Origin of the sequence: Shigella sp. FC1544 (genome assembly GCF_001722145.1) — a bacterium.
GTDB lineage: Bacteria > Pseudomonadota > Gammaproteobacteria > Enterobacterales > Enterobacteriaceae > Escherichia > Escherichia coli.
Map to the genome: position 1 here is coordinate 43,317 of NZ_MECT01000582.1, position 7,242 is coordinate 50,558.

The following is a 7,242-nucleotide window of genomic DNA, read 5'->3' on the forward strand; positions in this document are numbered from 1 at the left end:
TTATAAACTCAAATTACCGGCTGAGGCGCTTCGCCCATTCCTGACTGGCGCGCTCCAACATACCGTAGACATGTTCAAATGCGTCCTGACTTTTACGATAGGGATCCGGGATCTCTTTCTGTTCCAGCCATTGCCCAAACAGCATTGTCTTCCCGCGGACCTCGGGAGCGATTGCGGTAACCTGAGCAATATGCTCTGACTCCATTGCCAGAATCAGATCGTAATTTCGTGCCATCTCAGCAGTGAGCTTACGTCCGGCATGTCCTTCAAGAGATACGCCATGATTAGCGGCAACATCTGCTGCTGTCGCATCTGCAGGGTGTTTTACCAGACCATGAACACCTGCCGATTTGACTTTTACGCCTGGCAGACGTTTACGCAGCAAGCGCTCGCCAATGGGCGAACGGCAAATGTTGCCGGTACAAACCACCAGGATTGAGTTAAATTTTAGTTGGGCCATGTTTGAATCCACCGTGAAGTCTCTGTCAGGTCATGCACCCCGGAAATCGTCGGTACCAGCAGAGAAATCACACGGTTCCAACGAGCCAGCGGCGCGGTAGTGACATAAACAATGTCGTAAGGTTCAAGCTGGAATTCCGTTCCGAGTATCATTGCCGATGCGTCCTTCGCATTCAGCTGATAAATATTGGCGATTTTGCCATTCTGCTTGTTTTGCGTTGCACGAATAACAAAAATCCCCGTCGCATCAGCGACATCCTGATTCATACCCTCAGCGTTACCCAGCGCTTCCGCCAGGGTCATACCGCTGCGGTCCATTTTCAGCGTGCTCTGTTTACCCACTTCACCCATCACGAAGACTTTCAGATCATCGTTGCGCGGAATAAATAAAATATCGCCCGGGTGCAGCAGTTTGTTCTGGCACAAGTCGCCACGCTGCATCAGCGCATAGAGGTTCACTTTGGTCTTTACGCCATTCTGGGTGAGCACCACGTTGCGCCAGTCTGCATCTGCGGTCAGACCGCCCGCGGCGTTAATCGCATCCATGATGGTCAGAGGAATATTGGTAATCGGCTGCTGACCCGATTTGCTGACTTCGCCGGTGACGTACGCTTTTTGCGATCGGAACGCCGCGACGCTGACATCGACTTGCGGGCTTTCAATGACTGAATCGAGACGCGCTGTAATCTCGTTGCGTACCTGGGTAAGTGTTTTCCCGGCCACTTTCAGGCGACCAATATAGGGGTAGAAAATCGCACCATCGGCGTTAACCCAGTTGCCGGTATCACTGGCGCTACGGTATTGCCCTGCGGGGGTGGTTAGTTCCGGGTGATCCCAGACCGTAACCATCAACACATCACCAATCCCGATACGATATTCATAGTTTGCGATTTGCTGCTCCAGCTCCGGGTTAGCCTGCGACATAATCGGTTTGGCGCGCAACTGATCAATCAATCCTGGCGTGACGGGATAGATATTGACCATTTTGTCCAGGTCATACTGATTGTCAGGTAGTTCAATGACATCCTTGTTACTGGTCGATAAATTCTGACCAGGAACAAGGGTACATGCTGTCAAAGACAGAACAGCCAATGTCAGTACCGAAAACTTAAAAATGTTCTTTTTCATTGGTTTATATTTATCAGTCAATGTAATGTTATGAATTACGTCAGGTTATTGTCCAACCGGTACTTCTCGCTCTGCCGTCATTGGATAGAGCTGGTATTTGCGTGACAGCATTTGTCCACCATCACGCGTCAATGGTGTCCACGAAACCACCGTGCGGTTGCGGTTAGGTCCAATGGTCATCAAGTCGAGTGGAATCGAGATATAAAAACCTTTACTAAAGCCGCCTTCGCCGTAGTCATCTTTAGATACGTTACTGATTGCCGCCCATACCCCTACCGCCACGCCGCTGTCAAAGCGTTTGGCGACGTCGATCGTTGCGCCTTTATCTTTTGCCAGATATTGCCCAACGCTAAGTTTCATCAGTACGCCATTGAGCGTCGGCGGGTTCCAGTAAGCCGTCACGAAACCAGTTGGCGTGGAATAATCGGTGAAGCGCATCATGTTGTCCCAGTCACGTTGCTTCACGTAGTTAACGTCCACACCCAGCGCCCAGCTGGCATCTAGCGGGCGATAAAGCAGCTCGGAACCGACACCGGCGTACATCGTTTCCAGATAACCGCCATACACCTGGCCATAGAAACCATTGCCTAAGTCGGCAAAGTAGTTCGCCTGCAAGTTGTTGAGATAAACGTCATTGCGAACGTAATCACGGATATGCGTGCGCACGCGGGGCAGGGTAGAGTCCGCGGGCAACAGCGAAGACTTAAACTTGTCGTAGTTGTTGTAAATATTGGTGAAAATACCGCCATCAAGCAGCAGGTGGTCGGTAAACCAGTAGCGGGCACTGGACATCAGCCCCAGCTGGAACATATAGAAATCTTCCGGGCCGCCCAGCGACTGTGAAAGTGTTGGGTTGAAAGAGTAGCTAAAGCGATCTTCACGAATACGGTAGCCCCGACCAAAGGCAGAAAGATCTTCTGCTTCAACACGTTGTTGTTGAAGTTGCTCTGATTGACCAGGCGCTGTACCAGCCAGCTGTTTGCGCAGGCTGGCTACGTCGGTTTCGGTAGTCACCATCGCCATATGCTCGCGCTTTTGCGTCACGCTAATCTTCTCAACGCCTTGCGGCAGGTTATTCACCAGAATCCGGTTGGCACGATCGACCGCTTCGCGAGAATCACGGTATTTGTATTGTTGACCAGACATATACAGCGTCTTATCGCGCAGCTGAATTTCCGGTGCTTCAAAACCTGCGTTGTACTTCAGCGCGGTAAGTTGGTTCGCTACTGTGGTGTACTGCAATCCTTCAGATTCAGGCGCAGGTTGATATGCCGGTTTTGGCGTATCGCGCAGGGCAGGGCGCAGATCGTTGAAATTGGTCCGTAACGTGAAGCCAAACATCAACGTGTTACCGCGTTCATAACTCAGGTTGAGATCTGCCCAGCTGGCAGCGCGATAAACTGCGCCGACGTTGAAATGGCTTGCCTGAGGCAGTTTGCCAGCGAAATCATTCTGGTAATTGTTGCCATCGTATTCGAGTTTCAGACGCAGGGGATTCCACGGCGTTTGATACTCAATGCCGCCAAAGATGGAAGCCGGGCCACGAAAGATATCGCTAAAGCTGATATCGCCCGCATCGTGAGACTCTGCGCGATGACAATATTTATCGCTCACCCGGCAAAACGGGTTGGTAATATTGCCCGCATTACCGGCGTAGCCCCATGCCATCCCGAGGGTGAAATCAAATGGCCCCGCTTGCTTGCTGGCCACCAGATACTCACCGTCAAACAGACCCGTACCAGCAATATCACGTTTACCAAACGCCACTTGCGGTAGCCAGTAACCTTCTTCCCACAGGCGAAGTTTAAAATCGAATGATTTGTCTTTGTATGACTGATCGCCGCTGAAATCTTCCCACTGGCTATATTTGCGTGTGCGCACATCCGTATAACGAATGGTGCCTTCCAGCCATGGGAACAGCGCCACGGAGGTGGAGTAGAACCGGTATTGATCGTTATCCCGGTAGTTGACGCTGAATTCACCTTCCGGTGCGATGCGCGCATTTGGCATCTGCAACAATCCTGTGCCGCCAAAGTCTGATTGCGACGAACCTAGCGGATCCGGGTAGGTTAATACTTCAGCATGACAGGCACTGGAGACGGCAATGGCCAGGCAGCTTAAAAGATAAGAATTCTTCTTCATCAGTCAGGAACACGTTGCGTTAAAACAGACACAATCTGGTCATTTAAATCAGCATATTTTTCGGGCAGTACATGCGCAGAAAAGCCCAACCAAAGCTGGCTGCCAGGCGGTGGTTCCACATGTCTTTTATTCCACAGGGCAACAGGGGCGACGACAGTCTCACCCTCAGGCGTAATCACCATAACGTTATTCTTGTCCGCGCCTGCAAGGCGGGGGTGATCTTGCAGATAATCGGTAACGCTACGGCCTGCCTGCCAGGGCAATTGCCCGGCCCCAGAAACCGCACCCAGCAGAGTAATAGTCACCGGACGCTGTACGGTATAGAGCGTATAGTCCCCGACCAACGGGGGATTGCTGTTCTCATCCACTCGAACAAAATCAGGGTCCAGTTTGACCGGTAAGCGACCAGTGATATTGAGATTGAGTAACTGCTGGCGCACGGATTTAATCGTTGCCGCCACATCGTCGTCAGCTTCTGCTTCCCAAGAAGCAAGCTGTGCCATGACATGTTGGTAGTCTTTAAGCGCTTTAGCTTTCGCCGCAGAGTCGGTCAGCAAGGCACTAGGCCACCAGAGGCGATCGCGCAGTTGCGGTTGTGTCACCAACTGGACAACATTTTCCATGGGGCCAACGGAAAGTGTCTGTTGTTCGCCAGGCAGATAAATAGTCACCGTTCCTTGCGCAAAGGCATGGGGTGTCATTACGTAAAGTACGCTGGCAATGAAATACGACTGTAATTTATTCATGGTGCGGGTTTAAGAAACGTCATTTCTACGGGAATAACCCCTGCGCCTAACATTTGCCGACTTTGACGAACCTGGCCAGTAGCCGAATCGACCCAGAATGTGTTTTGCCACTGTTTTTCTGGCCGCGTGGAAGTCACCTCTTCCTGCCAGACATTACACAGCACATTGCGACCCGCAATATTCAGCGTCTCTAATCCAGCAAAGGAAAAAGTAGAACTCAGGGTCGCAGAGCGAAAATGGTTGTCTTCACTCCAGAGAATATCGCGCGTCCAGCGGCTGCTATCTTTTATTGCCAGCGCGTTACGCAGAGGGTCCTGCCCGGAATTTGTCACTTCCAGCAGATTATTATTAAGTTTGACGGTTTTTAAAAGACGTCCATTGTGGGTAACCAGCATGGCGTTATCCTGGGATAACCATTTGCTTTGTTCTTGTTCTATATATCCCAGTACCACAAAGATTCGTTGCCCTTCATTAAGGCGTAAATACATCGTGGAATAAGGCAACGCCTGGATCTGCTGATCCGCTACGGTGATATCCTGATTATCGAAAAGGCTGGCGCGAAATGTATCGACCATACTTTGCTGGCTGTGCGTACATCCCGCAAGAAATAGTGCGAAAATCGATAAAATAAGAGGGCGCACCTTTAATCCTTGAAAGGTTAATTAAAAAAATGCAAATCTTTAAAGCCCGGTACGAATATCGCAACCGGGTATCATTTAACTTTAATTTCGACGCGTTAAAGCAGTATTAGCGTGTAGTGGACGTGGTGGTTGAGGTGTTATGAGAACCGCCATCGCCACTGTCATTTGCTGCAACAACTGCCAACGTCGCCACACCAACAGCCGTTGCCACACCGACAACTGTCGCCGTGCCGACAGCGCCAGCAGCCACGCCACCAGTGGTAGTAGCAGTCGTGGTTGCGCCGGTAGTGGTCGTTGTGGTGCCAGTAGTACCCGTCGTTGCCTCGGTCCCGTTTGTTGCTTCAGGGGCAGCAAACGCAGCTGGCGTCGTCAACATGAAGGCCATAAGGATTGCAGAAAGCTTGTGTTTCATAACTTTTCCTTTATTCATCGCATGGACAATACGTACGCTTGAGATCAGGATTGTCTACTTTGAGTATAACATCCTTGTGAAATCTCCCTTTCCTCATACCGCTTGCACTATATACTGCGGGTAGGAAAGGCGCGCAGAGGGAAATATAAGATTGTTAACTATCCCCCTCTGGAAATACGACTTGTGAGCATAAGATAAATCTTAGCAAAATACAAATTAAAGATAAGGAAATTGTTACGAAAGCTATTAATTATTGCTGGTAATATAGTTTCAAGTGGTACTATAACTGGCTGTTAAATGGCATTTATAACTATTAGGTGCAGAGATATTCGCTTAAATGGATTAGTTTCTTTGTGGAAAAGTAACTGATGTTATAATATATGGTGTTGACTATTGCACTATTCCAATAAAACCAGTCAGCTTTAAACAAGCAGCGTCATATTAAGAGAGATAAACATTTGCCGCTGTTGGTCCTCGCAGGCCATTTACGCGGCAAAATTCCACACGTAATCCTGGTATAAGCACTTCTGCGTCGCGGGGAGTGAATGCGGAAATATGGACCTGAACTTCTTTACGACCGTCGGAGGGGATAATGAATCCTTTGCCGCTTTTGCGATCAAAGGTTTTGACAATTCCTGTCATTTTACGGGACAAACAAATTCCTTACTGAAAATACTGCGCTGCACTATACGGGGTTAATAAAATAAAGCCAGCGATATTTAAGACCGCCGGACGGCTAAAATAAAATTTGCTTAATATCAATTATCATGCGTTAATAGCTGCGTCGGTTTGAAAGACAGACAGCATACAAAGTAGTTTACTAAAGCAGTTCTCATTATCAGGCATTATCCCCTTCTTTTGAGTCTCTCTCCTGAACACTAAGTAGTTTCTGTATTAAAGCCCTGTTTGCCGAAAGGCCCAAAATGAAGGAAGTAAAATATGTCTAATAAAATGACTGGCTTAGTAAAATGGTTTAACGCAGATAAAGGTTTTGGCTTTATCACTCCTGATGATGGCAGCAAAGACGTTTTCGTCCATTTCACTGCCATCCAGAGCAATGAATTCCGCACGCTGAACGAAAATCAGAAAGTTGAATTTTCTATTGAGCAGGGGCAACGTGGCCCCGCGGCAGCGAACGTTGTTACGCTCTAAGGTTGCCGTTATTACTCAACATCTCCATTTCCGCTGTCCATGTTGTCATGGTTCACAGTACCGCACATCGGCATTCGATGTGACGGAGCGAAATCCTTTGGGCGCTAAGTGTATTTTTTGTAAATCGACGATGATCACCTTTGATAACGTCGCGCTGCAAATACGCACTGACCATGCGCCGCTGGATTTCACAAAATAATATCAGGCTCCCTCGTGGAGTAATGCCGATCAGTTAAGGATCAGTTGACCGATCCAGTGGCTGTGTAAGAATCCGGAAACGCTCACTTGTTTCCGGATTTTTTTATGCACATTGGACAGGCTCTTGATCTGGTATCCCGTTACGATTCTCTGCGTAACCCACTGACTTCTCTGGGGGATTACCTCGACCCCGAACTCATCTCTCGTTGCCTTGCCGAATCAGGTACTGTAACGCTACGCAAGCGCCGTCTTCCCCTCGAAATGATGGTCTGGTGTATTGTTGGCATGGCGCTTGAGCGTAAAGAACCTCTTCACCAGATTGTGAATCGCCTGGACATCATGCTGCCGGGCAATCGCCCCTTCG

Annotated in this window: 11 protein-coding genes; 4 read left to right on the forward strand and 7 right to left on the reverse strand. The window is 49.1% G+C overall.

All coding sequences use genetic code 11. The features are described 5' to 3' along the window. Positions 1-13: 13 nt before the first annotated feature. The 7 genes from etp to cspH all read right to left on the reverse strand — a co-directional run bounded on the left by etp (position 14) and on the right by cspH (position 6,182). Positions 14-460: a protein-tyrosine-phosphatase Etp gene (etp, locus tag BGK49_RS23670; RefSeq protein ID WP_000057871.1), complete on the reverse strand. Its 447-nt coding sequence runs from the start codon at positions 458-460 to the stop codon at positions 14-16. Continuing rightward, complete coding sequence (locus BGK49_RS23675) at positions 448-1,587, reverse strand: polysaccharide export protein (protein ID WP_046891702.1); 1,140 nt, start codon at positions 1,585-1,587, stop codon at positions 448-450. Before BGK49_RS23675 ends, etp begins: the two co-directional genes overlap by 13 nt. A 45-nt stretch (positions 1,588-1,632) precedes the next feature. After that, positions 1,633-3,729: a YjbH domain-containing protein gene (locus BGK49_RS23680; RefSeq protein WP_024259633.1), complete on the reverse strand. Its 2,097-nt coding sequence runs from the start codon at positions 3,727-3,729 to the stop codon at positions 1,633-1,635. Further along, positions 3,729-4,475 (reverse strand): capsule biosynthesis GfcC family protein, encoded by a 747-nt coding sequence (locus BGK49_RS23685; protein ID WP_001038065.1) that lies wholly within the window; start codon positions 4,473-4,475, stop codon positions 3,729-3,731. Before BGK49_RS23685 ends, BGK49_RS23680 begins: the two co-directional genes overlap by 1 nt. Further along, the gene (gene gfcB, locus BGK49_RS23690) at positions 4,472-5,116 is read right to left on the reverse strand and encodes a lipoprotein GfcB (protein WP_024259632.1); all 645 of its coding nucleotides are present in this window, start codon (positions 5,114-5,116) and stop codon (positions 4,472-4,474) included. Before gfcB ends, BGK49_RS23685 begins: the two co-directional genes overlap by 4 nt. 106 nt (positions 5,117-5,222) lie before the next feature. Continuing rightward, positions 5,223-5,528, reverse strand: coding sequence for a threonine-rich inner membrane protein GfcA (locus BGK49_RS23695; RefSeq protein ID WP_001295358.1), 306 nt, complete (start codon positions 5,526-5,528; stop codon positions 5,223-5,225). 441 nt (positions 5,529-5,969) lie between these two features. Continuing rightward, positions 5,970-6,182, reverse strand: a complete 213-nt coding sequence (gene cspH, locus BGK49_RS23700; RefSeq protein WP_000087763.1) for a cold shock-like protein CspH — start codon at positions 6,180-6,182, stop codon at positions 5,970-5,972. Positions 6,183-6,467: 285 nt separating this feature from the next. On the opposite strand from cspH, the gene cspG reads away from it, so the two are divergent. From cspG to BGK49_RS28680, 4 genes are all read left to right on the forward strand, one after another. Continuing rightward, positions 6,468-6,680, forward strand: a complete 213-nt coding sequence (gene cspG, locus BGK49_RS23705) for a cold shock protein CspG (RefSeq protein ID WP_000066490.1) — start codon at positions 6,468-6,470, stop codon at positions 6,678-6,680. Between the two features lie 10 nt (positions 6,681-6,690). Next, on the forward strand, positions 6,691-6,879 hold the full coding sequence (gene ymcF, locus BGK49_RS29995; protein WP_071524879.1) for a cold shock small protein YmcF: 189 nt from the start codon (positions 6,691-6,693) through the stop codon (positions 6,877-6,879). Next, on the forward strand, positions 6,854-6,916 hold the full coding sequence (locus BGK49_RS31815; RefSeq protein ID WP_226342180.1) for a hypothetical protein: 63 nt from the start codon (positions 6,854-6,856) through the stop codon (positions 6,914-6,916). Before ymcF ends, BGK49_RS31815 begins: the two co-directional genes overlap by 26 nt. Positions 6,917-6,965: 49 nt before the next feature. Continuing rightward, positions 6,966-7,242 (forward strand): transposase domain-containing protein (locus BGK49_RS28680; protein ID WP_024249094.1); only part of this gene is annotated, 277 nt, incomplete at its 3' end.